General features: G+C 67.7%; 18 protein-coding genes. 8 read left to right on the top strand and 10 right to left on the bottom strand.

Features of this window, described 5'->3' with window-relative positions; all coding sequences use genetic code 11:
• From AC1DXV_RS15170 to AC1DXV_RS15180, 3 genes are all read right to left on the bottom strand, one after another.
• Window positions 1-338, bottom strand: a 338-nt coding sequence (locus AC1DXV_RS15170) for a hypothetical protein (RefSeq protein ID WP_477934301.1), incomplete at its 3' end; no start/stop codon positions are given.
• A 261-nt stretch (window positions 339-599) separates the two neighbouring features.
• Window positions 600-965, bottom strand: coding sequence for a hypothetical protein (locus AC1DXV_RS15175; protein WP_457336473.1), 366 nt, complete (start codon window positions 963-965; stop codon window positions 600-602).
• Between the two features lie 1,621 nt (window positions 966-2,586).
• Entirely contained in the window at window positions 2,587-3,795 is a 1,209-nt protein-coding gene (locus tag AC1DXV_RS15180) for a lanthionine synthetase C family protein (RefSeq protein ID WP_477865719.1), read from the bottom strand.
• A 658-nt stretch (window positions 3,796-4,453) separates the two neighbouring features.
• Here AC1DXV_RS15180 and AC1DXV_RS15185 point away from each other — a divergent pair.
• The 6 genes from AC1DXV_RS15185 to AC1DXV_RS15210 all read left to right on the top strand — a co-directional run bounded on the left by AC1DXV_RS15185 (window position 4,454) and on the right by AC1DXV_RS15210 (window position 10,618).
• Complete coding sequence (locus AC1DXV_RS15185) at window positions 4,454-5,998, top strand: FAD-dependent monooxygenase (protein ID WP_477934303.1); 1,545 nt, start codon at window positions 4,454-4,456, stop codon at window positions 5,996-5,998.
• Window positions 5,999-6,167: 169 nt separating this feature from the next.
• The gene (locus tag AC1DXV_RS15190) at window positions 6,168-7,154 is read left to right on the top strand and encodes a hypothetical protein (RefSeq protein ID WP_477865722.1); all 987 of its coding nucleotides are present in this window, start codon (window positions 6,168-6,170) and stop codon (window positions 7,152-7,154) included.
• A 27-nt stretch (window positions 7,155-7,181) separates the two neighbouring features.
• Window positions 7,182-7,556, top strand: a complete 375-nt coding sequence (locus tag AC1DXV_RS15195) for a hypothetical protein (RefSeq protein WP_477865723.1) — start codon at window positions 7,182-7,184, stop codon at window positions 7,554-7,556.
• Window positions 7,557-7,614: 58 nt separating this feature from the next.
• Entirely contained in the window at window positions 7,615-8,217 is a 603-nt protein-coding gene (locus AC1DXV_RS15200) for a hypothetical protein (protein WP_477865724.1), read from the top strand.
• 19 nt (window positions 8,218-8,236) lie between these two features.
• Window positions 8,237-8,857, top strand: coding sequence for a histidine phosphatase family protein (locus tag AC1DXV_RS15205; protein WP_477865725.1), 621 nt, complete (start codon window positions 8,237-8,239; stop codon window positions 8,855-8,857).
• A gap of 240 nt (window positions 8,858-9,097) precedes the next feature.
• A complete protein-coding gene (locus AC1DXV_RS15210; RefSeq protein WP_477934305.1) occupies window positions 9,098-10,618 on the top strand; it encodes an FAD-dependent monooxygenase in 1,521 nt (506 codons plus the stop codon).
• A 14-nt stretch (window positions 10,619-10,632) separates the two neighbouring features.
• On the opposite strand, the gene AC1DXV_RS15215 is transcribed toward AC1DXV_RS15210, so the two are convergent.
• From AC1DXV_RS15215 to AC1DXV_RS15235, 5 genes are read right to left on the bottom strand one after another with little or no spacing between them, the layout of a single operon-like run.
• The gene (locus tag AC1DXV_RS15215; RefSeq protein WP_477934307.1) at window positions 10,633-11,958 is read right to left on the bottom strand and encodes an outer membrane protein transport protein; all 1,326 of its coding nucleotides are present in this window, start codon (window positions 11,956-11,958) and stop codon (window positions 10,633-10,635) included.
• Window positions 11,959-11,987: 29 nt separating this feature from the next.
• Window positions 11,988-12,599, bottom strand: a complete 612-nt coding sequence (locus AC1DXV_RS15220; RefSeq protein ID WP_477872424.1) for an oxidoreductase — start codon at window positions 12,597-12,599, stop codon at window positions 11,988-11,990.
• Window positions 12,600-15,695, bottom strand: a complete 3,096-nt coding sequence (locus AC1DXV_RS15225) for an efflux RND transporter permease subunit (RefSeq protein ID WP_477934309.1) — start codon at window positions 15,693-15,695, stop codon at window positions 12,600-12,602.
• Window positions 15,692-16,849: an efflux RND transporter periplasmic adaptor subunit gene (locus AC1DXV_RS15230; RefSeq protein ID WP_477934311.1), complete on the bottom strand. Its 1,158-nt coding sequence runs from the start codon at window positions 16,847-16,849 to the stop codon at window positions 15,692-15,694. Before AC1DXV_RS15230 ends, AC1DXV_RS15225 begins: the two co-directional genes overlap by 4 nt.
• Window positions 16,846-18,327 (bottom strand): efflux transporter outer membrane subunit, encoded by a 1,482-nt coding sequence (locus AC1DXV_RS15235; protein WP_477934313.1) that lies wholly within the window; start codon window positions 18,325-18,327, stop codon window positions 16,846-16,848. The genes AC1DXV_RS15230 and AC1DXV_RS15235 overlap by 4 nt, the downstream gene beginning before the upstream one ends.
• 78 nt (window positions 18,328-18,405) lie before the next feature.
• Here AC1DXV_RS15235 and AC1DXV_RS15240 point away from each other — a divergent pair, with 78 nt between their 5' ends.
• Entirely contained in the window at window positions 18,406-19,062 is a 657-nt protein-coding gene (locus tag AC1DXV_RS15240; protein ID WP_477934314.1) for a TetR/AcrR family transcriptional regulator, read from the top strand.
• A gap of 27 nt (window positions 19,063-19,089) precedes the next feature.
• On the opposite strand, the gene AC1DXV_RS15245 is transcribed toward AC1DXV_RS15240, so the two are convergent.
• Together AC1DXV_RS15245 and mprF are read right to left on the bottom strand one after the other, a co-directional pair.
• On the bottom strand, window positions 19,090-20,472 hold the full coding sequence (locus AC1DXV_RS15245; RefSeq protein ID WP_477872011.1) for a virulence factor family protein: 1,383 nt from the start codon (window positions 20,470-20,472) through the stop codon (window positions 19,090-19,092).
• The gene (mprF, locus tag AC1DXV_RS15250) at window positions 20,469-23,075 is read right to left on the bottom strand and encodes a bifunctional lysylphosphatidylglycerol flippase/synthetase MprF (RefSeq protein ID WP_477934316.1); all 2,607 of its coding nucleotides are present in this window, start codon (window positions 23,073-23,075) and stop codon (window positions 20,469-20,471) included. The genes AC1DXV_RS15245 and mprF overlap by 4 nt, the downstream gene beginning before the upstream one ends.
• A 164-nt stretch (window positions 23,076-23,239) precedes the next feature.
• On the opposite strand from mprF, the gene AC1DXV_RS15255 reads away from it, so the two are divergent.
• Window positions 23,240-23,591 (top strand): carbohydrate-binding protein (locus AC1DXV_RS15255; protein ID WP_477934318.1); only part of this gene is annotated, 352 nt, incomplete at its 3' end.

Here is a 23,591-nt window from a genome sequence, read left to right on the forward strand (position 1 = left end):
CCTCTACCCTGGATCAAGGTGCCTACCACCTTGGCTGTGCCCCACGTGATGACCGCACCAAGAATTCCAAGGCTGAAGATGATGGTGAGATTCAGCGCCAGATGGTTCCAAGGACCCGGTGATACGGTGAAGCTGGAAAGGATCACTGAACATGCAAACGCGACCAGTTGCGAAGGCACGAAAATGAGGGCAGCTGCAGCCCATACAGAAATCCTTTGATTGCGGGAAAGGCCGTTCAGTCTGGACGTACGCAGAAGCCTGCGAATGGACACGACAGCCCACACTACCGCAGCAAATGAACCGATGGCAATCGCAGTGAAGACGTTCAGTTCTGGCATATGCAAGATGCAGGCGGTCTAACAATGTTGGATGGAGGCTTGGGCCACAAGGCGTCAAGCGAGCTACCTCGAAGCAGTCTTTCGCGACCGCTGCAAGTGGCCGAATGTTGCCGGTCGGCTGCCCTGCCTGATCGCCTGTCGGCGACCCGTTGCGGACCTTCGCGTCGTTGATCTCGAATCAGGAGGCTGCCGTTCGACGTTTGACTGAGAGGCGTCTTACAGCTGGCGAAGTCAGCTGCAAGACGTCCTTTCCATGGAGGGTCAGGCCTCACGCGCAGAACACGACGCGTTGCTGGCAGTCGCATGGCTTTGGCATTCTTCGCTCTTGGATGTTGCCTGTTCCAGGAGCGAGAGAAACCTGTTGAAGCTTTCCTCGCTCTGGCCGTATCGCTCAAGTATTGCCGTTGCCCAACCTTGTACGCAGCTCCACTTGGTGCGAGTGAACAGGAAATCATTGAACGCGCGGTTGAACCAGTCGAAATCGCCGAGTACACCCGCAGCTGCTAGACCGGCATCGAAGCCATAAAGCTGCGTTTCGAGCGAGCGAAGATCGAAGTCTCGGATGTACATACCCGGCTTCAACGTGACTGCCTTGATGTGAGCCAATGTGAGCGGATGCGGCTTCATCTGCGGGGCCCAATGTTTGACGTGAGAGGCGCTTGGAGGCCGCAGGCCGGAAAGCGTCCTCTCGAAACTTCCGTGGTGCAGACGGCGACATCGCATCCATCGACCCGGCTTGCCCGAAAGCAGTCTACCGCGGTCATCTGCAAGTGGCCGGCAGTTCGCGTCCAACAGGTGCGCCGTTCACCGGTTCAGTCGCTCGCAAGCGGAGTCAGGCTTCATGCCAGAGGACGCCTCTCAACCTCTCTCTTGCCGGGTCGTGCCGGCGATGGCAATCCCACTGCCGCGCCGCGGCAGAAGTTGATTTCCTCGGCACCCAGAGGCGGTCTTCGGAGAGTGGGCCGTGCACTCGGCGGAAATACTCGATTGCTTCGAGACGCTTCCTGCGAATCCGCGCACGAATCGGACCTCGGGATCGAATTTCCCAGTCGACGAGGCCGGCCATAAGCAAACGAAGCTCGGCCTTGCTCAGCATAGGCCAGCTCGCTCGACGGCGCATGAGTGGGTTGCGAACTTGAACGCTCGCGGTTTTCAGCAGCCGCATCTGATCTGCAAGTTGGTCATGTTCGCGCAGACTACCCCAAAGGCGCCGCTCGCGACCGTCCGCTGCTGGCCGGCAGCGAGCCTTTGACTGACCGCCGACGAGGGCGGGCGAACAAGTCGAGCCTCAGGACTTGYCAGTCCATGCTCTGTGGAAGTGTCAGTTCGATCTACGACTGCGCGCTGTGCGCTCTGGAGCATGCGACCAGTCGGCTCGTTCAATACCGTAGCTTTGAAGAGCGCACGCATAGGCCTCCTCTAAAGTCGCATGCCAAGAATCGGCAGCGTAGCTTCGGTCGGGAGATGAGTATGCGAAGAGAAAGTTGCCGGTTCCGTCGTCAGTGATTTCGAACTTGAAGTCGAGTTCGATGGCATCAGCCTCCCCAGCAAGGGCAGGACGCCAGCCGCTGTGCGGGTAGCCAACAATTCTTATGCGACGACTTGGAATGATGGCGAAGGACTTCATAGAGTGCGTCGAATTGTGCCAAGAGGGTCGACATGAAAGCCGCCGGTCGCGATGGACCGCTGGTGGCCGATTGCGGGCGGTTGGACTACTTCGACCGCGCCGCCTTCTCGGCCCTCCACCGATCGCACATCACCGGCTTTGACCTGCCTCGACTCGGCAATAGGGGTGGCTCCCCTTCGGCACAGATCCTTTCCTTGAGCTGCTCCGCCTCGGGGCCAGGAGGGGATGTCCTGTCGAAGAGGAACATGAAACTGAGAACGCAAGCGACCGCGATCAGCGTGTAGAACACAAGACCAAATAGCGTCCAACCAACCGCCTTCAAGAAGGCCATGCCTCCTCCTCATGGCGCCGCAGGCGCACGATTTCGAATGGCCCTCTGCCCGGCAGAAGACGGGACAGAGCCATTCCCACACCGGCGAAATCTCTCATGGCTATCAGCTCATCTCGTTGTGGTCGAAAGCGCTCATAGACGACCGTCAGKTTATCGCCGGTCGCCCATCCGAAAGCCGTCATTCTCGACGGGCAGCTTGTGGCCGGTTGCTGCCGGTTGCCTGTTGCGCTTCGGGCATCTGTCTGCGGGTCCACCTCCGAGGGGGGCGCAGGACATCACACAGCCGCGTTTCAAAACACGTCCAGCGTCGGGAAATCGGCGCGACCATGCAGGCAGTCCCACAGGTAGATGGCGAAGCCAAGGTCGCCGGTCCACAGCGAATAACGCAATTGGCCGTACAGCCTCGCATCGGCCTCAGTCTGCGCTATGCCGTGCATTGCAAAGGATTGCGCGCGCTGCAGCCACGTCGCATCACCGGTGCGCAGGTATAGCTTGAGAAAAGCGTAACCGTTGCCGCCGGTACCGTGGCACAAGTTGGAGCCCTTGTTCAGCGGTCCGGCGGCCCAGACCGCTTCACCTGCTGCGGCGAGCACTTCGTCCAGCGCAGGGCTCGGCAGGTCGGCCACGCAGACTATGAAGCCAGGTGCGCCGTGGCAGTATTGCATCAGCAAGGGTCTGGTGGGCGGCGGCGTCAGTACGGCGCGCCAGCTGACTTGCTGGCCTTCCCAGGTGGCAGTGCGCAGTACGGTGTTTTCGATACAGGACTGCCAGGCACCCCAATCGGCCTCGTCCAGCAAGTGGCGGCCGTGTATCAGGGGTACAGCGGTCGCCACGAAACCATGGACAGCGTCGATGTAGGTGGACTGGCGGCCATACAGGTCCTGTGTCCAGTAGTGGCAGGCAAACTCGTCGGACCAAAGGAGCTGCGACCACAGCACCGCCGCCGTGCTGCGGAACAGTTCGGCCCAGCGTGCTTCGCCGGTCCGCTGATGCAAGAAGAGAGACGCCAGCAGTGTGCCGGGCGAGCCCCACATCAGTTCGCGCGCCGGGTGCTCCATGTGGGCAGCGATCAACTCAGACAAGCGGCCCGCGGTGGCCGGCAGCGGCGTCGCTGCGTACTCGAGCAAGCGAAAGGGCAACTCCCCCATCATGAAAGAGCCYGCATGCGCAGCCGCCTCGTTACCCAGCCAGGATGTGTTGCGCGCCAGCAAGTCGGCCAGCCGTGCAGATTCGCGATAGTCGCGCTGCAAGCGAACGGCGCCCGCATCTTGCAGATAGTGAAGCGCCCACACCACACCGCAAGCGCCGTAGTAGAGCGGCGTTGCGGGCTGTGCGGTGTCTTCGCCCGGCTCCAGATCGCGCGGGTGGGGCGACCACCAGCTCTCCGGCGTGAACCGGGCTTCGGTCTCTGTCACGATCCGGCTGATGCTGCCCCGGACGCGGTCTTCGTCCCAGGGAATCACCTGCAGTGGCTCGTGGCGCGCTGGGTCGAACAACATGACTCATCCTGGATCGTTGAGTGCGGCAAGCGCCGGTTTGCCGACATGAGAGACTTTGCCGATGACGGTCCTCACGTCAAGCTTGCGGAGGATAACGTTTCGAAACGTGCATGCAGTGGAGYGCGAGCAGACCGCCGACGGCATGTCGGCCCCAATGGATCCGGTGAAGAAACGACCAGTGCCAGGCCGCGTTGCTTGCGTCGCCGCTGTCGAACAGGACGAGTCCTGCCCTGACGTCTCGGTAGGCTGGGGCAAATCCGGCAGTCCCTCTGCGTTCTCGGCATCCCATTCCGGGAGTGCGAGCGCAGCCACGTAGAGGCGCGCCAGCCAGCAGGCGGCCTGAGACGCCGGGTCCAATCCCAACGACTCGCCCTCACACCAGGAGCAGTAGCCGCGAGCTACCTCGGCGAAATCGGCAAGCGAAGTTTTGGAGGGATGCCGCATGACTGCTCATTCTCCGCGCGTTGGCGCCCGACAGCTGACCCTTGGYGACCGTCGGCTCGCGGCCGGCTACGGTCTACCAAGACTTACCATTGGCCATGCCCTTTGTCGTGCAATTTCACTCGATGCCCGGACTGCCAGACCATGATGAACACGCGTCAGAATTGACCTGGCAGCGCATCGAGAACTTCCTGCACTCCCAGCAAGCACACGAACGATGAACGAACATGCGGTGGTGATCGCCGGCGGAGGTCCGACGGGGCTGATGCTGGCAGGTGAATTGGCGCTGGCAGGCGTGGACGTCACCGTCGTCGAGCGCCGGCCCGATCAAGAACTCTCCGGTGCGCGCGCGCTGGGAATCTCCTCGCGAACCATTGAAGTACTCGACCAGCGCGGCATCGCGGATCGATTCCTCTCGGCGGGACAACTCGCACAGGTCACGGGCTTCGCCGTCACCCGTCTGGACATCAGCGATTTCCCGACTCGCCACAACTACGGGCTCGCGCTGCGGCAGAAGCACATCGAACGCATCCTGGCCGCTTGGGTCACCGAGCTCAAGGTGCCCATTCTCTACGGCCGCGACATCACGGGTTTCGTGCAGCACGACACCGGTGTCGACGTCGCACTCGCCGACGGCCAGTCAATGAGGGCGCAGTATCTCGTCGGGTGCGATGGTGGACGCAGCCTCGTACGCAAGACGGCGGGCATCGACTTCCCGGGTTGGGATCCGACCACGAGCAACATCCTCGCGGAAGTGGAAATGACGGAAAAGCCCCCGTACGGGGTGCATCGGTCGTCCGCCGGGACGTATGCCTTCGGGCGGTCGGAGTACGAGATCAAGGGCGGCGAAATCATCTACAAGGATGTTGGCCCGATTGGCGTCATGGTGACCGAACCCGACACGAATGCAATCGGCGAGCCGACGCTGCACGATCTCAAGAAACTGCTCATCGCCGCGTGCGGCACCGACTATGGCGCCCACAACCCCACCTGGATCTCCAGGTTCACCGACACGACGCGACRGGCCGCACAGTATCGCCGTGGACGCGTGTTGCTCGCCGGCGACGCCGCCCATGTTCACTCGCCGATCGGCGGGCTGGGGCTCAACACAGGCGTGCAGGATGCGGTGAACCTCGGGTGGAAGCTGGCGCAGGTGATCAAGGGGACGTCACCGGACAGCTTGCTCGACACGTATCACGCCGAGCGTCACCCGGTCGGTGCGCGCGTGCTCAAGACCACGATGGCGCAGGTTGCAATGCACCGCGAGGACGATCGCACACGGGCTGTGCGCGACATCGTGGGCGACTTCCTCAAGATGGAGGAGCCGCGCAAACGAATCGCTGCGGAGATGTCCGGGCTCGACATTCACTACGACCTCGGCAAGGGCCACCCGCTGCTCGGACGCCGCATGCCCGATCTCGACCTGGTCACCGCGTTCGGCCCGCTGCGAGTCTTCGCCCTGTTGCGTGATGCCCGACCCGTGCTGCTCAACCTCGGTGAGCCCGGGAGCTTCGACATCGCTGCGTGGGCAGATCGGGTTCAGCTCGTCGACGCGACGTACGTCGGCCCGTGGGAGCTGCCGGCCCTCGGGGTGGTCGCTGCTCCCACCGCGGTGTTGATTCGGCCCGACGGCCACGTGGCTTGGGTCGCAGGCACAGCCCGGTTGGGGCTCGTCGATGCACTGACCACCTGGTTCGGGCCACCTTGCGGTCAGCTCGGTGAACACAGCCGATCATCCTGTCGGCCGGAAGGCCCAGTTTGATCGATGCCACCCAACGCTCATCAGCACTTCGCGCCCACTTCGCAACCAGTTCATCCGCCGTCTACAGACTCAGGCCTTCGTCATTCATTGGTGACGGCCAACGCCGTCAAGTCGCATGCTTCGCACACTTGCCACCCTCACGTTGCCTTTGACGCTCGTTGCCTGCGCCGTGCAGGCACAGACCACGGTTCCGTTCACGATGGGGGGGCAGCCGCAAGGCTCCGTGCCCTTCAAGGAAACCCCGGGCTCCGTCACCGAAGTGGCCTGCTCCTTCGCGGGCAAGGGCCTGCCGCCCGACACCATCGTCATCGCGGCAGGCGGCTACACCGGCCGCAAGCTCGATTTCCAGATCGACCAGAGCGGCCACGAAGCCACGCAGTTCGACATCGCCGTCCATGCCGACAAACCGGTCGCGCTGCTGCTGGGCGCCTACGAGCCCACCATCTGGTCGATCGGCTGGTCCAAGGGCACCAAGGTCGTCGCCGTGTTCGCCACGGGATACCACCGCCAGGTGGTGGCCGGCCTGCCCAAGGGCACGCCCCTCATCGTGTCGAGCCACGAGGAACAGCAGCCGTGCGGATACGGCTACATCGGCGGCGATGGCAACCTGGGTTGGATCAATCCCAAGTCGCGCGCGGTCTTCGGTGTCGAGGCGACCCGCCTCTACAACCGCAACGTCAAAGGCCTCGTCGAGATCGTCGAGACGACGCGCCAGAAGACCGACTACGTGACCTCGCCCGACTCGCCGCCGGAGTCGTTCCGCGACAAGACCGCGCCGCTGGCCGGAACGGCCGGCCTTGAAGAGGCGATCAAGAAGGGCTTGTTGCGCCCGCTGACCGACGCGGACATCCGCATGGTCCAGCAGCACTACATCGCCAATGCCCCCGAGGGCCCTTCCGGCCTGAAGGGCGACATTCCACCGCTGGCAGGCGCGCGTGCCGACACGCCTTCGTCGGACCTGGCGCCCAAGATCGGCAAGCACCGCGCCTACGTGGTGCTCAAGCCGATGGTGTTTCCGGCGGGCCTGTATGGCGGCAACCTGGCCACCTTCGTTGTTCCGAAGGGGACCGCCGCCCCCACCGGAAACCCGGGGCACAGCACGGTCTACGACCTGAACCAGCCGTCGTCGGCGTGCCAGGGGCCGATGTGTCGTTGACGGCGCAGCGTCAAGGGAAGCACAACGATGAGATCGATCAATCGACACTTCAGGCTCGAAGGCTGGCTCATGGTCGGCACCTTTCTGGGCCCGCTMGCGCTTGGATTCGTGGCGGCCCTGGTGCTTCCCGCCGTTCTGGCCCCAGGCAAGAACTCCGTCGACTCTCCGGATGCGGCCATTGCGGCGTCAAGGCAGGCCTGGCGCTCCATCTCCGAGAAGACGAGCAAGTCGCCATTCAATCCAGCCAGCACGGCTCGATTCGAGCCCTACTCCGCAACGCTGGAAAACGGTGTCTGGGTCGTGCATGGCACCGTTGCGGCCGGCTACCGAGGAGAGATTCTCATCACGCGGGTGCGGCAATCTGATGGAGTCGTCGAGGTGACGGGCGAGCTCATCAAATGACCCGCGCCCTGACAATCATGGGCCGCTGTCCCTGACTTCAAAGAAGGTCCCCGTTCCCATGCCGATTCATCCCGCCATCCAGAGAAGACATCTTCTGTTCGCAGGTGCCACGCTCCTCGTGGGCTGCGGAACCGTGCCTCCCGCGCGGCCGTTGCTCGGCAAGGTCGCCGATGGGCGCTACCACTCGCCTCACGGCGAGTTCTCGATCGAGTTGGCCGGTCGGCCCTCTCAAGAAACCTACTTTGACGAAGGCCGCCACTTCTTCGTCGATTTCAGCTCCCGGGGCCCCATCCAGCTGGGGCTCAACACCGTCGAATGGCTCGCCCTCCCGAAACCCATGTCGAAGGACATGTTCGTCGAGGTCGCCGGCAATCTGGCCGCCGAACATGTGCGCAAACGGTTCGGCGACAACGGCAAGTTCGACATCAAGGACACGACCTGGGTGGACGACGCGGCCCAGCCGACCCTGCGGTTCGTGGCCGCCGGCACGCTCGGCCGGCAAACCTTCTTCTGGACCGGCGACGTGGTGAATTTCGCAGACGCGCTCGCTTTCGTGTCCAGTCTCAGCGCCTTCGACACCTACGTGCCGATGGCCCAGCGTGGCGCGCGAGGTGTTCCGCTGCCCCTCGTGGCCTGGCTCCAATCGATTCGCCGCCTCTGACGCTCAACCCGCCATCCACATGACTTCCATCTTCCTGATCCGCCATGGCGCCTACAACGAAGGACAGGTTGACGGCGTGGGCCCGCGCGTCGATCTCGGCCTTTCCGATGAGGGGATATTGCAGGCCCAGGCACTGGCCGACAGGCTTCGGCTCGGCCAGGAGTTGAAGGCTGACGCGCTCTATGCCAGCACGCTGCCAAGGGCTCGGCAGACCGCGGAGTTCCTGGCGCCGGCGCTCGGCCTTTCTGCCGTGCTGGAACAGAACCTGGAGGAATGGCGAAGCGGCGATGAGGTGATGGATCCGGTCGAGTTCACCACCGCCTGGCAGAGCCTGAGCGACCGAGACCGGCAGTTCCATCGCTTCGCCCCCGGCTGCGAGACCAGCATCGAGTTCAGTGCCCGGGTGCAGTCGGCACTTCACGCGATTGCCAAGAGGCACCTCGGGCAGACCGCCGTGCTCGTGGTCCACGGCGGCGTGATCCAGGTGGCCTTTCAGTACTTCTTCGGCTATGGAGACGCCACCGCCCGGCGCGCCTACCCTGCTGCCGGCCACGCATCCATCACCCACTGGAACCTGCCGATGAACACGAGCAAGTGGGTCCTGGAGTCAGCGAATGACAGGCATCATCTGAAGAAATAGAATCCGCGGCGCGCAGGCCTCCCACACCGGGACGCCTCCCCGGAACATCCCACCCATCGGTGCGGCCTATCGCCAAGCGAATCCGTCTTCGTTCCCGACCTTGAATCGTCGACCGCGTTGTTTCTCCCGCTGAAGCCGGAGACCGACGCGCTCGCCTGCTGACCCCCTCAGTTTCGTTGTTCCAACCGGCTGCGCATCGACACAGCCGCGCGAAGCTGTGCAACGGCCATCCACCACGCCATGATCTCCAGTTCCTCCTCCCGTCTTCACGACGTCGTCATCGCCGGCGCCGGACCCGTCGGCCTCTTCCTCGCCTGCGAACTCGCGCTGGCCCGGCTCGACGTGCTGGTCCTCGAACGGGCCGACAGCCCCGAGGCCCCGTTGAAAGCCCCGCCACTCGGCACCCGCGGCCTGTCCGTCGCGACCGGCGAGGCGCTCCACCGTCGAGGGCTTCTCGATGACCTGCTTGCCACCACCGCGGCTGCAACCAGCGCTCCCCGCAAAGCCCAGGCCGGCCATTTCGCGGGCATCGCGATCGATGCCGCCAGGATCAACCCGTCCCGCTGGAGGTATCACCTGCCGAACCCGGCCTCCAGCAACTTCGCGGCCGACATGGCATCGGTGGAGTCTGTCCTCGCGACACGCGCGCTCGCGCTGGGCGTCGACATCCGCCGCGGGCTCGCGGTCACCGGGTTCGATGACCGAGGCGACCACGTCATCGTCCACGCGGGCGTGCTCTCGTTCCAGGCGAAGTGGCTGGTCGGCTGCGATGGCGGCCGCAGCACGGTTCGCAAGCTGGGCAACTTCGAGTTCCCCGGCACCGAGCCCGAGTTCACCGCGTATTCGGCGCTGGTGGACATCGCCGACCCCGAGACGCTGCGCCCCGGCCGCAACGCGACGCCCGCGGGCTTCTACATGAACCAGCCGGGCCAGATCGCCATCGCCGACTTCGATGGCGGCGCCTTCGACCGCTCGGAGGCGATCACGCTCGATCACCTGCAGGCGGTGCTTCGCCGCGTGTCGGGCACCGATGTGACGCTGTCCGCCGTCCACCTCGCCACCAGCTTCACCGACCGTGCGCGGCTGGTGATGGCGTACCGCCAGGGCCGAGTACTGCTCGCCGGCGATGCGGCGCACATCCATTCCGCACTCGGCGGCCAGGGCCTGAACGCGGGCCTGGGCGATGCGATGAACCTCGGCTGGAAGCTGGCCGCCACGGTCCGCGGCACAGCACCCGCCGGGCTGCTCGACACCTACCAGGCGGAGCGGCACCCGGTGGGGCAGTGGCTGCTGGACTGGACGCGCGCGCAGGCCGCGATCATGCGGCCGGGCCCGCAGGGGCGCGCCCTCGAAAGCATCCTGCGCGACCTGGTGAACACGCCCGATGGGGCCACCTACTTTGCCGGGCAGCTGTGGGGCCTCTCGCTGCGCTACGACCTGGGTGGCACGCACCCGCTGACCGGTTGCAGCGCGCCCGATCTGGAGTTCGACGACGGCAGCAGGCTCGCGTCGCACCTGCAGGGCGGTGCGGGCGTGCTGGTCGATCTCGGCGCCTCGCATCCCTTGCGGCACACCGCGGCGCCGTGGAGCGACCGCATCAGGTACGTGGCCGGCAACGCGAAGAATCCCCTCGGCCTGGCCGCCCTGCTGGTGCGCCCGGACGGGGTCGTCGCCTGGGCGTGCGACGCGCAGCCATCGCACGACGAGGTTCGCCTTGCGGCCATGCGCTGGTTCGGCCCGCCGCATCCGGTGGCGCAATAGCGCGCGCAGCACAGTCAGAAGCGGTATTGCGCAGAAACCGCGACGATGTCGCTGCTCAGCTTGTACGAGCCTTGCAGCCTGCTGGCGCTGGACGAAGTCAGGTTCACGCTCGTGTCCTTGATGAACAGGTGCGTGTAGCCGACGCTGTACGTCAGCGGCTTGCTCACCTGCCACGTCGCCCCGAGGGACAGCCACCGTCGGCTGACGTCAGGGACGCGGACGTCTCGCACCCCATCGGTGACGGGGGTTTGGTCATAGGCGACGCCGCCACGAAAGGTCCAGCTGTCGTTGGCCCGGTACGCCGTGCCGATCGAATAGAACGACGTGTTCCGGTAACCGAAGTGCAGCGTCTCGTCGGGCAGGTTGGAGGCGAAGTCCAGCACCACGCTGCCGAACTTTTCCCATGACGTGCGCGAGTAGTCCGCCATCACGGTCCACTGGTCGTCGAGTCGCTGGCTGACACTGAGCGTCCAGGACGACGGCATCGTCAGTTCGGTGCTCGCGGTCGTGCTCACGAAGGTATTGGGCCTGGCCGCGGACAGCACGGCGTTGGCGGCCGTGGGGATCGAGAAGTCGACCTGGGCGCTTTTCGGCTTGTGCTTGACCTCCGAGCGGTAGGCCAGGCCGATCGTCGTCCCCTCGGCCGGTCTCAGCAGGGCGCCGAGCGTGTAGCCAACCGCGGTGTCGTGACCGTCGATGTCGATGTATCCGTCCGCACTTGTCGGGGAGAAGCCGGGAACGCTGGAGGCGGCCAGGAGGGCACCGAAGTCGATCGCGTCGCGCAACTTCACCTCCATGCGCTCGGCGAACACCGAGGCACCGAGCGACAGGACCTCGTTCACCGTGTAGGACCCCGCCACGCCGGCGTCGATGGCCTTGAGCTCTGTTCTCACGCCTTGGTAGCGGCCGACCCAGCCATCGTCGTAGTCGGTCTTGAAGCCGAACGGCGCCGTGATGGAGAAGCCCAGATGGATTCGATCCGTCACAGGGGTATGGAAGTACAACGACGGCACCGCAGCGGTGTCGCCGGCGTTGCCGCCCTGGCCTCCGGACAGCGGGCGGCCCAGCGCATCAGTGCCCGTGCCGTCGAACTTGACGGCGTAGTCGATGACCGCGACATCGGCCTGGATCAACCGGCCGTACAGCAGCGTCATGGCGGCGGGGTTGTTCGCGATCACGGTGGCGTCTCCGCCTTCGCTGATGGAACCCGCGAAGGCGCGCCCCTGGCCGGCGGCGCTCTGCTCCTTGAGCTGGAAGGCCGCCGCGTTGGCCGTGCCGACGCAGGCGAGGCTGGCCGCGATGGCGAGCAGCGTGTGATGTTGCATCTTGATGGAGCTCATGGGGGTGTCGATTTCATTCAGCGTCCGGCCTATGCCGGCAGCCGCAGTTGCTTGCGCAGGCTCTTGTCGAACGCGGCGGCCGGGACGAACCGGCGCAGCAGGCTCACTTGCCGCGCGAATCCACCTGCGGCGTAGCGGCGGCGCGGGCTCGCCGCGGTGCAGGCCTTCAGGACGGTCTGGGCCACCGACTCCGGCGAGTCGGCGTTCTTCATCACGTCGCGCATGACAGCCTCCGCGTTCGAGCGCGCGGACTTGTATGTGTCGAGCGGTTGGTCAGCCTGGATGAGATTGCTCTCGAACGAAGTCCGCGTGTACGCGGGTTCGACGAGCACCACTCTGACACCCGCGTCCCTGATCTCGTGGTCCAGCGACTCGGAATAGCCTTCCACGGCGTGCTTGCTCGACGCATACAGCGCCATGTAAGGGGCCGGGATCAGCCCCATCACGGAGCTGATGTTGACGATCCGGCCGCGCCCCTGCCGGCGCATGACGGGAAGGACGGCCTTCGTGGTTCGCATCACGCCGAACACATTGACGTCGAAGAGTGACTTCGCCTGCTCGAGGGATGACTCCTCCGCCCCGCCCATCAGCCCGACGCCTGCGTTGTTGCGCCCATCTTGCTGCGTGTGGTCGTTGGACATTCATTGCTCCTTGGTTGAAAGGTGGTTGGTGCCGGGGCTGTCACGCCGCACGCGGAACCAGGCGGCGTACAGCGCCGGCACGAAGACGAGGGTGAGCGCCGTGGCCACGACCAGGCCGCCCATGATCGAGATGGCCATYGGTCCCCAGAAGACGCTGTGCGTGAGCGGGATCATGGCCAGCACCGCGGCGGCGGCGGTCAGCACCACGGGGCGCGAGCGCCGTACCGTGGCGTCGACGATGGCGGTCCAGGGCGCCACGCCGCGCGCGATGTCCTGGTCGATCTGGTCGACCAGGATGATCGAGTTGCGCATGATCATGCCGCTCAGGGCAATCACGCCCAGCAGCGCGACGAAGCCGAATGGCGCCTGGAACAGCAGCAGCGCCGGCACCACGCCGATCAGCGCCAACGGTGCCGTCATGAACACCATGAACAGGCGTGAAAAGCTCTGCAACTGGATCATCAGCAGCGTCAGCATCACCGCGAACATCGCCGGGAACACCGCGAACAGGGCCTTGTTGGCCTTGTCGCTCTCCTCGATGGCGCCGCCGTCCTCGATGCGGTAGCCCGTGGGCAAGCTGTCGACGATGGGCTGCAGCGACGGCCGGATCTTCGCGGTGGCGTCCGGCCCCTGCACGCCGTCGACGACATCGCTGCGCACGGTGAGCACCATGTCGCGGTTGCGTCGCCACAGCACCGGCTCTTCGAAGCCCGGCTCCACGCGGGCCAGCTGCGACAGCGGAACGGTCACGCCGCTGCGCGTGAACACGGGCAGGTCGCCCAGTTGACCGATGCGCTTGCGCTCCTCGGGTGTCGCTCGCACGACCACGTCGATGAGCTCTTCGCCGCGGCGGATCTGCGTCACCGGTGCGCCGTCCAGCGCGGTCTGCACCAGGCCCTGGATGTCGGCTGTGGAGAGGCCCAGCAGCCGCGCCTTGTCCTGGTCGACGTGGACCTTCATCGAGCGGACCTGCTCGTTCCAGTCCAACTGCGTGTCACGCACCAGCGGGCTCTGGCGCACCGCATCGCGCACCTTGTAGGCGATCTCCCGCACCTGCACCTTGTCGGGGCCGATGACACGGAACTGGACCGGGAAACCCACCGGCGGGCCGAACTCCAGGCGCGTGACGCGCGCATTGACGTCCGGCAAGGCCTCGTCCTTGGCGAGCAGGTCCAGCAGTCGGGCGCGCACCCGCTCGCGCTGTTCAATGCCCGCCGTCTTGACGACGAACTGTGCGAACCCCGGGTTCGGCAATTCCGGCAGGATCGACAGATAGAAACGCGGCGTGCCGGCACCGGTGTAAGCGGTGAAGAATTCGATGTCCGGGTCTTTCGCCAGTCGCGCTTCGAGCAGCTTCACCTGGCGTTGCGTCGCGGCGAAAGACGCCCCTTCGCGCAGCCTCAGGTCCACCAGCAGTTCCGGCCGCGATGCGGTGGGGAAGAACTGCTGCTGAACCGTCAGCATGCCGGCACCGGCGATGGCGAAGGCCAGCACCGTGGCGCCGAGCACCCAGGCCCGGTGCTGCACCGCCCCATCGATGACGGCGCGCAGCCGGTGGTAGACGGGTCGGTCGTAGACGTCGTGGTGCGTGCCCGTCTGCGGATTCCCCAGGTTCTTCGGCAACAGCAACACGCCCAGGTACGGCGTGAAGATCACGGCCACCAGCCACGACAGGATCAGCGCCACCCCGACGACCCAGAAGATGCCGCCCGCGTACTGGCCGGCGATCGACTTGGCGAAACCCACCGGCATGAACCCGGCGGCCGTGATCAACGTGCCGGTCAGCATCGGAAGCGCCGTGGTCGTGTAGGCGTAAGTGGCAGCGCGCAAGCGGTCCCAGCCTTCCTCCAGCTTCACCACCATCATCTCCACGGCGATGATGGCGTCGTCGACCAGCAGGCCCAGCGCGATGATCAGCGCGCCCAGCGAGATGCGGTCCAGGGCCCAGCCGGCGGCGTGCATGACGGCCGCCACCAGCCCGAGCACCAGCGGCACCGACGCGGCCACCACGATGCCGGTGCGCCAGCCCAGGAACAGGAAGGACACGGCCAGCACGATGGCCAGCGCCTCCAGGAACGAGCGCTCGAATTCCCAGACCGATTCCTCCACCACGCGCGGCTGGTCGGCGTACTGCTGGATCTCCACGCCCGCCGGCAGCTCCTGCCGCACCTGCGCCAGCCGCTGCTCCAGCGCGCGCCCGAAATCCAGCACGTTGCCGTTGGCCTGCATCGTCACGCCGATGGCCAGCACCGGCACGCCGTTGTGGCGGATGGTGAGGCTCGGCGGATCCTCGTAGCCGGTGCGCACGGTGGCGATGTCGGCCAGCCGCAGCAGCTGGCCGCCCACTTCCAGCCTCACGTCGGCAACGTCCGCGGTGCCGTGCAATCCGCCGTCCACGCGCACCTGCACGCGGTCGTGCGTGGCATCGGCCGAACCGGCCGGGGCCACCAGGTTCTGGCGCGCCAGCGCGTCGAACACGGCGGTCGGCGCGATGCCGAGCGCGGCCAGCCGCCGGGTCGACAGCTCCACGTACACGCGCTCGGCCTGCTTGCCCAGGATGTCGACCTTGCCGACACCGTCCACGCCCTGGATGCGCCGCTTCACGTCTTCGGTGACCGCCAACAGCTCGGCCATCGACAGCTCGGGCGCGCTCAACGCGTAGAGCACGCTGTAGCGGTCGTTGTACTCGTCGTTGAAGAAGGGCCCGCGCACGCCGTCGGGGAACTCCTGGCGCACATCGCCGATCTTCTTGCGCACCTGGTACCAGGCGTTGTCCAGCTCCGCCTTGCTGGAGCCGCCCTTCATGTACAGCGTGACGCCGCCATAACCCTGGCGCGAGAAGCTGCGCACGGATTCGAAGTGATCCAGCTCCTGCAGCCGGCGCTCGATGCGGTTGAGCACCTGGTCCTGCACGTCCTGCGCGGTGGCGCCGGGCCACACGACGATGGCCGTCATCTGCGGCACGTCGAAGTTGGGGTCCTCCAGGCGGCCCAGCCGGTTGAAGGACAGGACGCCGACGATGAGCGTCGCGATGATCAGGAACAGCACCATCGGCTGGTGCGTGACGGCCCATTCCGAGAGATTGAAGCGCTTCATGACTGCCCTTGCGAGCCGCTGCTGGCGACGGGGGCGGGCCCGGCTTCGGGCGAACGTTCGACGGCCCGCACCTTGATGCCGGCATCGAGCTTCTGGGCACCGACGCTGACCACGCGGCTGCCGGTGGCCAGGCCGGTGACGCGCACCGATGCGTCGTCCATGCCGACCACCTGCACGGGCTGGAACGCCAGGCCCGAGCCCTGGGCATCCAGCACCCAGACGCCCGCAGAGCCGCTGGCCTTCACCAGCGCAGTGACCGGCAGGGCGACCGTCGCCGCACCCGCGGTCGGGTCGGACAGGTTCAGCTGCATGGTGCTGCCCAATGGCAGCGCCGCCACCTGCGCGCGCGATTCGGGGGTCGCGGCATAGCGCACGCGGAAGGTGCGGCCCTGCGCGCTGGCCAGTGGCGAGAGTTCGCGCAGCACCAGCCGCAGCGGCGCCTTGGCGTCTTGCGCCGCGCCCTGCCAGGGCGTGGCCACGGCGGCGAGGGTCCGCGCCCGGCCCACCCATTCCTCCGGCAGGTCGGCGACGATCTCGCGCTCCCCGTCACGGGCCAGCGACAGCACGGGCTGGCCCTCGGCGACCACCTGGCCGCGCTCGAAGCGCAGCGCCGTCACCACGCCGGCATAGGGCGCCACCAGCGTCGCATAGCCTTCGCGGTTGCGCGCCAGGTCGAGCTGGCGGCGGGCCTGGTCCAGGCGAGCCGCAGCCGCGTCGGCACGCGCCTTCTGGCGCTCATGATCGGCAGCGCCCACCGAACCGTCGGCGAGCAGGCGGCGCATGCGTGCCTCGTCAGACGCAGCCTGCTGCGCATCCACGGAAGCAGCCTGCACCTGGTCGGCAGCGGCCCTCGCGCCCAACTGATAGTCGGCTGGGTCGAGGCGAGCGAGTGCCTGGCCGGCCTTCACGACATCACCAACCTCGACCAGTCGCTCGACCACCTTGCCGCCGGCGCGAAAACCCAGGTCCGTCTCGACACGAGCTCGAACCACGGAGGTGAAGGCGCGCGTTTGCGCGGACGCCGTCTGCGTCACCGTGGTCACGAAGACCGGCTTGACGATGGCGGCAGGCGCGCCGGGCTCGCTGCAGGCGGCCAGCAGCACGCCGGCAGCGGCCATGACCGTGAGGGCCGTGGCGGGGGAGATCCTGTTCATCGGGGCGTCCTTGCGGCAAGAGAAGTCGTGACGACACCGGCCCGAGGTGGCGCGAAGCCCCCGCCCAGTGCCTTGTAGAGTTGGACGTCGGCCAGCACCTGCTGAAGGCGGCTGCCCGACAGGGCGAGTTCGCTGGCCAGCACGGAGCGCTGGACGTCCAGCAACACCAGCAGGTCGATCTGGCCTTCGCGTTGCAGCGACTGGGCGCGCTGCAGCGAGCGGCGACGGTGGTCGACGGTGCGGCTCAGCGCGGCGGCGCGCTCGGCCTCTTCGGTGCGCACCAGCAGGCTGTCCTCGACTTCCTGCACGGCCACCAGCACCGCCTTCTGCCAGGCCAGCAGCGCCTCGTCGGCCCGCGCCGACTGCACGCGGATGCCGGCGTCGATGCGCCCGCCATTGAAGATCGGCGCGGCAAACGCCAGCGCGACGTTCGAGAAATGCACCGGCGCGAGATCCAGCGCGTTCAGCCGCAGGTCCTCGCGACCGAACAGGGCGCTCAGGAACAGCTGGGGCCACCACTGCGCGCGTGCCTCGGCGCCGCGCAGCGTCTCGGCCGCGACGCGCGCCTCGGCGGCGACCAGGTCGGGGCGGCGCCGCAGCAGGTCGCTGGGTTGGCCGGTCCCGATGTCGCGCACCGCGGGCCACACGAACGCTGCGCCGTCGTCGACGACGCGTGCCGATGGGTTGCGGCCCAGCAGCACGRCCAGCCGGGTCTGCGAGACGCCGGCCAGCATCCGCAGTGGAGGCACCTGCGCGTCGAGCGCCTCGGCTTCGGCACCTGCGCGGTCGAGATCGAAGGCACTGGCCTCACCTTCGCGCTGGCGGCTGCCCACGCGGATGGCCGTCTCGCGCTGGGCCGCGGCCAGGGCCTGCACGATGCGCAGCTGCTCTTCAGCGCTGCGCAGCACGAAGTACTGCCGCGCCACCTCGCTGGCCACCAGCAGGCGCGCGCCGTCCACGCCTGCGGTGGCGGCAGCGGCATCAGCCTGCGCCGCATCGCGTGCGGCGCGCACACCGCCGGCCAGGTCGATCTCCCACGCCACGTCGACACCGACGCGAAGCGCGCGGGTGTCAGGCTGCCCCTGCTTGACCGGATCGGGCAGGCCGCTTTCGCTGCGCGAGGCCGACGCCTGCAGGCCCACCGTGGGCCACAGGCGAGAGCCCTGGGCATCGCGGCCGGCGCGCGCCTGGGCGACGCGTTGCAGGGCGATGGCCACATCCTGGTTGGCGGCCAGGGCCTCGTCGATCAGCGCCGTCAGCGCCGGGTCGCCATAGCCGGCCCACCAGGCACCGTCGAGAGTCTGGCCGGCACCGGCCGCCGGCACGCCATGCGCGAAGGCGGAGGTCAGGGGCACCGATGGCGACGGGGGCTGCACGGGCGCTACCGAGCAGGCCGACAAGAACACCAGCGCGGCCAACGCCGCGGGGCGGATCGCCCGGGCGCCGGGGTCGAGGCTGCGATGCAGTGGGGGCGTCATGAAGTTCTTAATTTACTGGACGATTGAGTCCAATAAATGTACCCCACTCATAATGGACTTTCAAGTACATTAAATAAGATGCCCCAGAACGAAACCGAGAACGATGCCGCGCCGACGCCACGCCGCGGCAGGCCGCGAGACCCCGAGCGCTACCGCCGCATCCTGGATGCGGCGCGCCGGCACTTCTATGCGCACGGCCTGGAGCGATCCAGCGTGGACGCGATCGCCGCCGACGCCGGTGTCTCGAAGATGACCATCTACAGCCACTTCGGGTCCAAGGAGGGGTTGTTCGAGGCAGAGGTGCGCGACCGCACCGAGCGCGTGGTGGGCGGCCTCGCGGGCGCCGAAGCACTGGACGCGAAGCAGCCCCAGAAGGCGCTGCTGGCCATCGGCGAGCAGTTCCTGACGCTGGCGCGCGAGAACGAGGCGCTGTCGCAGTTCCGCTCGCTCTACGGCGCCGCCGGGGTACAACCCGAGGCCTGCCGGGCCTTCTACCGGCAGGGAGCCGACCGGTTGATCGGCGACCTGGCCGCGTACCTGCGCCGCGCCGACGCGGCCGGCACGCTGAAGGTGCGGCACCCGCGGCAGGCGGCGGACCTGTTCCTGTCGATGTTCCTCGGCGACGGCCACATCCGGGGGCTGCTCATGCTCGAGATGCCCGATGCGCGTGAGAACCGCGCGCTGTTGCGCGAAGCAGTCAGGGTGTTCATGGCGGCCTACGCGGCAGGTGCATGACGTGCCGCCAGGCAGTGGCCCGATTCCCTACCGCACCGCCTCGACGATCAAGCGCGCCAGCCGCGCGTAGTCCCCACCGAAGTGGTGATCGCCCTTCATCACCAGCACCCGCGCATGGGCCGGCACGAGCTTCGGGCACAGCGAATCCTTCTCGCGGTCGCCCTGCACGCACAGCGTGTCGGCGGCCGAGAGCCGGCGCGCCTCGGGCAGGATCGGCTTGTCGCCGCTCGGCCCCAGCCAGTTGCTGAAGTGGAATTCGAACGAGGCCTTCTGCGCGAGCCCCAGCAGCGCGGTGAGCTTGATCGTCGAGCGGGTCGCGGCCGGCAGCCGGTTGACGGCGAACGGCAGCACGTCGGCGCCCTGCGAGTAGCCGATCAGGATCACCTCCGAACGCTGCCAGCGCGCGGCGTAGTAGCGGATCAGCCGATCGAGATCGCTCGCCAGGCCCTCGGGCGTGCGCGCCTTCCAGAAGTAGCGCAGCGAATCGAAGCCCGCCACCGGAATGCCCTGCGCCGCCAGTGCCGCCGCCAGCTCCTTGTCGATGCCGGCCCAGCCTCCATCGCCGGACAGCAGCACCGCGAAGCGCTGGCCCGCACCTGAAACCGGCACCTCCACCATCGGCAGGTCGGCCAGTTGCTCCGGCGCCGGCGGCACCACCGGTGCAGCGGCCTGCTGCGCCGACGAGAGTTGCGCGTACGCCGTCGCGAATGCAGCGGGGCCATCGGCCACCCAGCGCGCCTTCGGCACCTGCTGCACGAAGGCCTGCACGCTGTCGGCGGAACACGCGGCGCCCTGCACCGCCGTCCACGGCGTGGCCAGCGTCGTCGCGGGCAGCAGCTCGAAGCCGCCGGCGCCCGCGGCCGTCCAGCGCAGGCCGTTGGTCGCGCACAGCGGCGTCTTCAGCGCGAGCCGCGGGCAGAACCCGAGCGACAGCGCCGACGAGAAACTCCCGGCCGGCGCCTGCGCCAGCACGCCATAGGCGAACGGCGCTGCCGCACCGCTGCCCACCAGCATCGGCAACCGATAGCCCGGCACCTGCTCGTAGGCCTGCAGATGGCGCGACAGGTTCTCGAAGGCGCCCGCGGCGTAGGTGCACTTGCCGTCCTGCTTCTCCAGCCGCTTGTAGAACGGCGCGAGCGGCACCGCCGCCACCAGCGCCCCGCCGTCGACCATGCGGTCGATGGCCAGCTGCTCGGCGGCATCGGGCGCATCGTTGGCCGACAGCATGAACACGAACTGCTGCACGGTGCCCGCCGGCTTGAACAGGCGCACGTCGTTGAACAGCCCGTGCGCCACCGTGCCGGGCGCGGTCTGCATCGGCGTCGGCTTGGGTTGGGGCCGCGCCTGCGCGTGGCACGGCGCCATCGGGATCAGCAGCAGCCCTGCCACCATCGCCAGCATGCGCTTCATCGGCTGATCGCTCCCTTGATGCCGCCACCGATCAGCGCCGCCACGTCGGCCAGGATGAAGACCGGCGCCAGCCCGGGCGGCGCGGCCAGGTAGCGCGCCTCCCAGTCGGGCTCGAACTTGTCCTTGAAGTTGTGCAACCCGCGGAAGTTGTAGAAGCGGTCGCCGTGCTCGAACAGCAGCCGCCCGAGGCGCTGCCAGCGCGGCGCGCGGCGGCGCTCGGCCATGCCGGCCATCGGCGACATGCCCAGGCCGAAGCGCTCGTAGCCCTCGGCCTGCAGGTGCAGCATGATCTTCGCGAACAGGAAATCCATCGTGCCGGGCGGCGCATCGGGCAGGTGGCGCATCAGGTCGAGGCTCGCGTCCTTGCGGGCATCGGTGGTCAGCAGGTTGGCGAAGGCGAGGATGCGGTCATCGCGCCGCACGATCGCCACCGGCAGGCGCTGCACGTAGTCGGCATCGAAGCGCCCGACCGAGAAGCTCTTCTCGCGCCCGCGCTGCTCGGCCAGCCACGCATCGGACACCTGCTTCAGCTGCGGCAGCAGCGCGGCCACGCCGTCGGCCGGCACCACCTCGAACTGCAGCCCCTCGCGCTCGCCGCGGTTCACGCCGGTGCGCAGGTTGGCGCGCTTCGCCCCCTTCAGGCTGAAATCGGGCAGCGGCACGGTGGCGTATTCGCCGAGCTTCAGCGCATGCAGCCCGCAATCGAGGTACAGCGGCAGCGTGGCCGGCCGCACCTGGTAGAACGCGGCGCGCCCGCCGTGATCGTTGGCGCGCTCGATGAACTGCCAGACCAGGTCGGGCCATTCGCGCGCATCGCCGAACGGGCCATACAGCGAGACCCACGAACGCCCCTGCTTGCCGAACATCAGGAAGCTGCGCCCGGACGGCGAGAACATCAGGTGCTTGTCGCCGACCAGCACGTGGCAGCCGTCCGACGACGGGTTGGCACGCACGATCGCGGCGGCCCGTTCGATCTCTTCGGGCGAGTTCCCGGCCACGTCGCCGGCCGGCGGCCGCAGCAGCTGCCACAGGCCGTAGGCCAGCCCGATCAGCGCGATGGCGGTGAGCGCGCGCAGCGAGCGCGGCGCCTGGCCGTCGAGCTCGAACTGCCACCACAGCCGGTTGCTGTAGGCCACCTCGCGGTATGCGAAGAACAGCACCCACACGCAGGCGACCAGCACGCCGCCCAGCGCCAGCAGCCATTCGGGCTCCAGCCGCTGCGAGAACAGCGACGAGCGCCGGTCGAACTGGTTGCGCGAGATCAGCAGCAGCAGCGCCAGCGTGGTCAGCATCGCGGCCTCGGTGACCGCGATGCCCTTGGGCAGCGCCAGCACCGCCGCGATCACCGACAGCACCAGCGCGGCCCACCAGGCGGCATCGAGCTGGTGCAGCAGCCCGCGCGCCACCAGCAGCAGGCCGAGGCCGGCGACGCTGCCGAGGAAGTGCGAGGCCTCGATCAACGGCACCGGCACGTTCAGGTGCGCCAGGATCTCGCGCGCGTCCTCGGTGAACGGCGTCACGCCGGAGACCATCAGCCACAGCCCCGCGACCAGCGTGAGCGCCGCCATCAGCCGCGGGCTCAGGTGCACCGCCATGCGGCCCACCGGCGCGGCCACGCCGGAGCGCAGCTCGTAGGCCACCAGCATGCCGGTGGCCAGCACCAGCGGCAGCACGTAGTAGATGCCGCGGTTCAGCAGCAGCGCGCCCAGCATCACGTCGCTCGGCACGCTGCCGCCGCTGGCCAGCAGCATCACCGCCTCGAACACGCCGACGCCGCCCGGCACGTGGCTGATGATGCCGGCCGTGACGGCGATGGCGTAGAACGCGATGAAGGTGGGCAGCGGGATGTGCTGGCCCGGCAGCAGCACCCACAGCGCCGCCGCCGAGGCGCACAGCTCCAGCGCCGAGATCACCAGTTGGCGCAGCGCGAGCTCGGGCGTCGGCAGGCGCATGCCCCAGCGGCCGATGCGCAGGCCGCGGCGCTTGGTGCACAGCCAGATGAAACCAGCCAGCCCCACCAGCAGCGCGGCCGCCAGCAACCGCAGCAGCAGCGGCGGCATGCGCAGCAGGCCGCCCACATCGTCGGCGCCCCACAGCAGCGCGAGCGCGCCGAACGCCGCCATGCCGAGCCCGAAGGCGGCGGCATTGAAGGCGATCACCCGCCCGACCTGGGCCGGCTCCAGCCCGGCGGCGGTGTACAGCCGCATGCGCACCGCGCCGCCCGACAGCGGCCCGAGCCCGATGGTGTTCGACAGCGCGTAGGCGACGAACGAGGTCAGCAGCACGGTGGCATGCCGCACGCGCGCGCCGGCGTAGCGCAGCGACGAGCTGTCGTAGCCGCTGAGCGCGAGGTAGCTCAGCACGGTGGCGATCAGCGCCAGGCCGATGCTCGATGCCGGCGTGGTGGCCACGGCCGCCATCACCGCGCTGTAGTGCACCTGCAGCAGCAGCTGGCGCAGCGCGAGGCCGACGGCCAGCGCCAGCCCCAGCGCGATGGCGCCGAGCAGCCAGGGCCGCAGCCGCGGCCACCGGTCGCCCCAGAGGGAGAGGGCCAGCGTGGACTTGGGAGGAGCGAGGGTGGGGTCCAGCAAGGACTCGGACACGGTTCGGACGAAAGCACGGTGGTGGAGACGCGGCTATTGGATCGCGTTTTGCGGCTCGCGGGCACAAACCATTACCACTTTCATCGCTCAAGTGGTACTCAAATGGTATTGCAAACGCTAGAGTCCCGAACGCCGTACCGCCCCCCGCCCACCCGGAGACCTCCATGCCCGTCACCGCCCTCTTTCCCCGCTCGAGCCAGATGCGTCTGCTCAGCGCGTTCGCCGCCGTCCTCGTGACCGCGACGGCCCAGGCCGCCAGCTACCCGGCCTGGAAGCCCGACACCTTCTACGCCGCCGGCTCGCTGGTGACGTACAACGGCCGCAACTACCGCGCCACGGTGGCGCAGACCGACTACGCGAGCACCGGCTGGAACCCGACCACCGCGAGYCTGTGGACCGACATCGGCGCGGCCGACGGTCCGGCCCCCGCTCCAGCCCCGGTCCCTGCGCCGACACCGGCGCCCGCTCCGGCCCCCGCGCCGACGCCCGCCCCTGCGCCTGCCCCCACGCCGGCAC

Source organism: Rhizobacter sp. P3_C12, assembly GCF_056402735.1.

Excerpts from the sequence above, each read along its gene's own strand:
- AC1DXV_RS15240 (WP_477934314.1), top strand. The coding sequence starts at position 18,406 with ATGCCCCAGAACGAAACCGAGAACGATGCCGCGCCGACGCCACGCCGC.
- AC1DXV_RS15205 (WP_477865725.1), top strand. The coding sequence starts at position 8,237 with ATGACTTCCATCTTCCTGATCCGCCATGGCGCCTACAACGAAGGACAG.
- AC1DXV_RS15230 (WP_477934311.1), bottom strand. The coding sequence starts at position 16,849 with ATGAACAGGATCTCCCCCGCCACGGCCCTCACGGTCATGGCCGCTGCC.
- AC1DXV_RS15220 (WP_477872424.1), bottom strand. The coding sequence starts at position 12,599 with ATGTCCAACGACCACACGCAGCAAGATGGGCGCAACAACGCAGGCGTC.
- AC1DXV_RS15245 (WP_477872011.1), bottom strand. The coding sequence starts at position 20,472 with ATGAAGCGCATGCTGGCGATGGTGGCAGGGCTGCTGCTGATCCCGATG.
- AC1DXV_RS15210 (WP_477934305.1), top strand. The coding sequence starts at position 9,098 with ATGATCTCCAGTTCCTCCTCCCGTCTTCACGACGTCGTCATCGCCGGC.
- AC1DXV_RS15200 (WP_477865724.1), top strand. The coding sequence starts at position 7,615 with ATGCCGATTCATCCCGCCATCCAGAGAAGACATCTTCTGTTCGCAGGT.
- AC1DXV_RS15215 (WP_477934307.1), bottom strand. The coding sequence starts at position 11,958 with ATGAGCTCCATCAAGATGCAACATCACACGCTGCTCGCCATCGCGGCC.
- AC1DXV_RS15175 (WP_457336473.1), bottom strand. The coding sequence starts at position 965 with ATGAAGCCGCATCCGCTCACATTGGCTCACATCAAGGCAGTCACGTTG.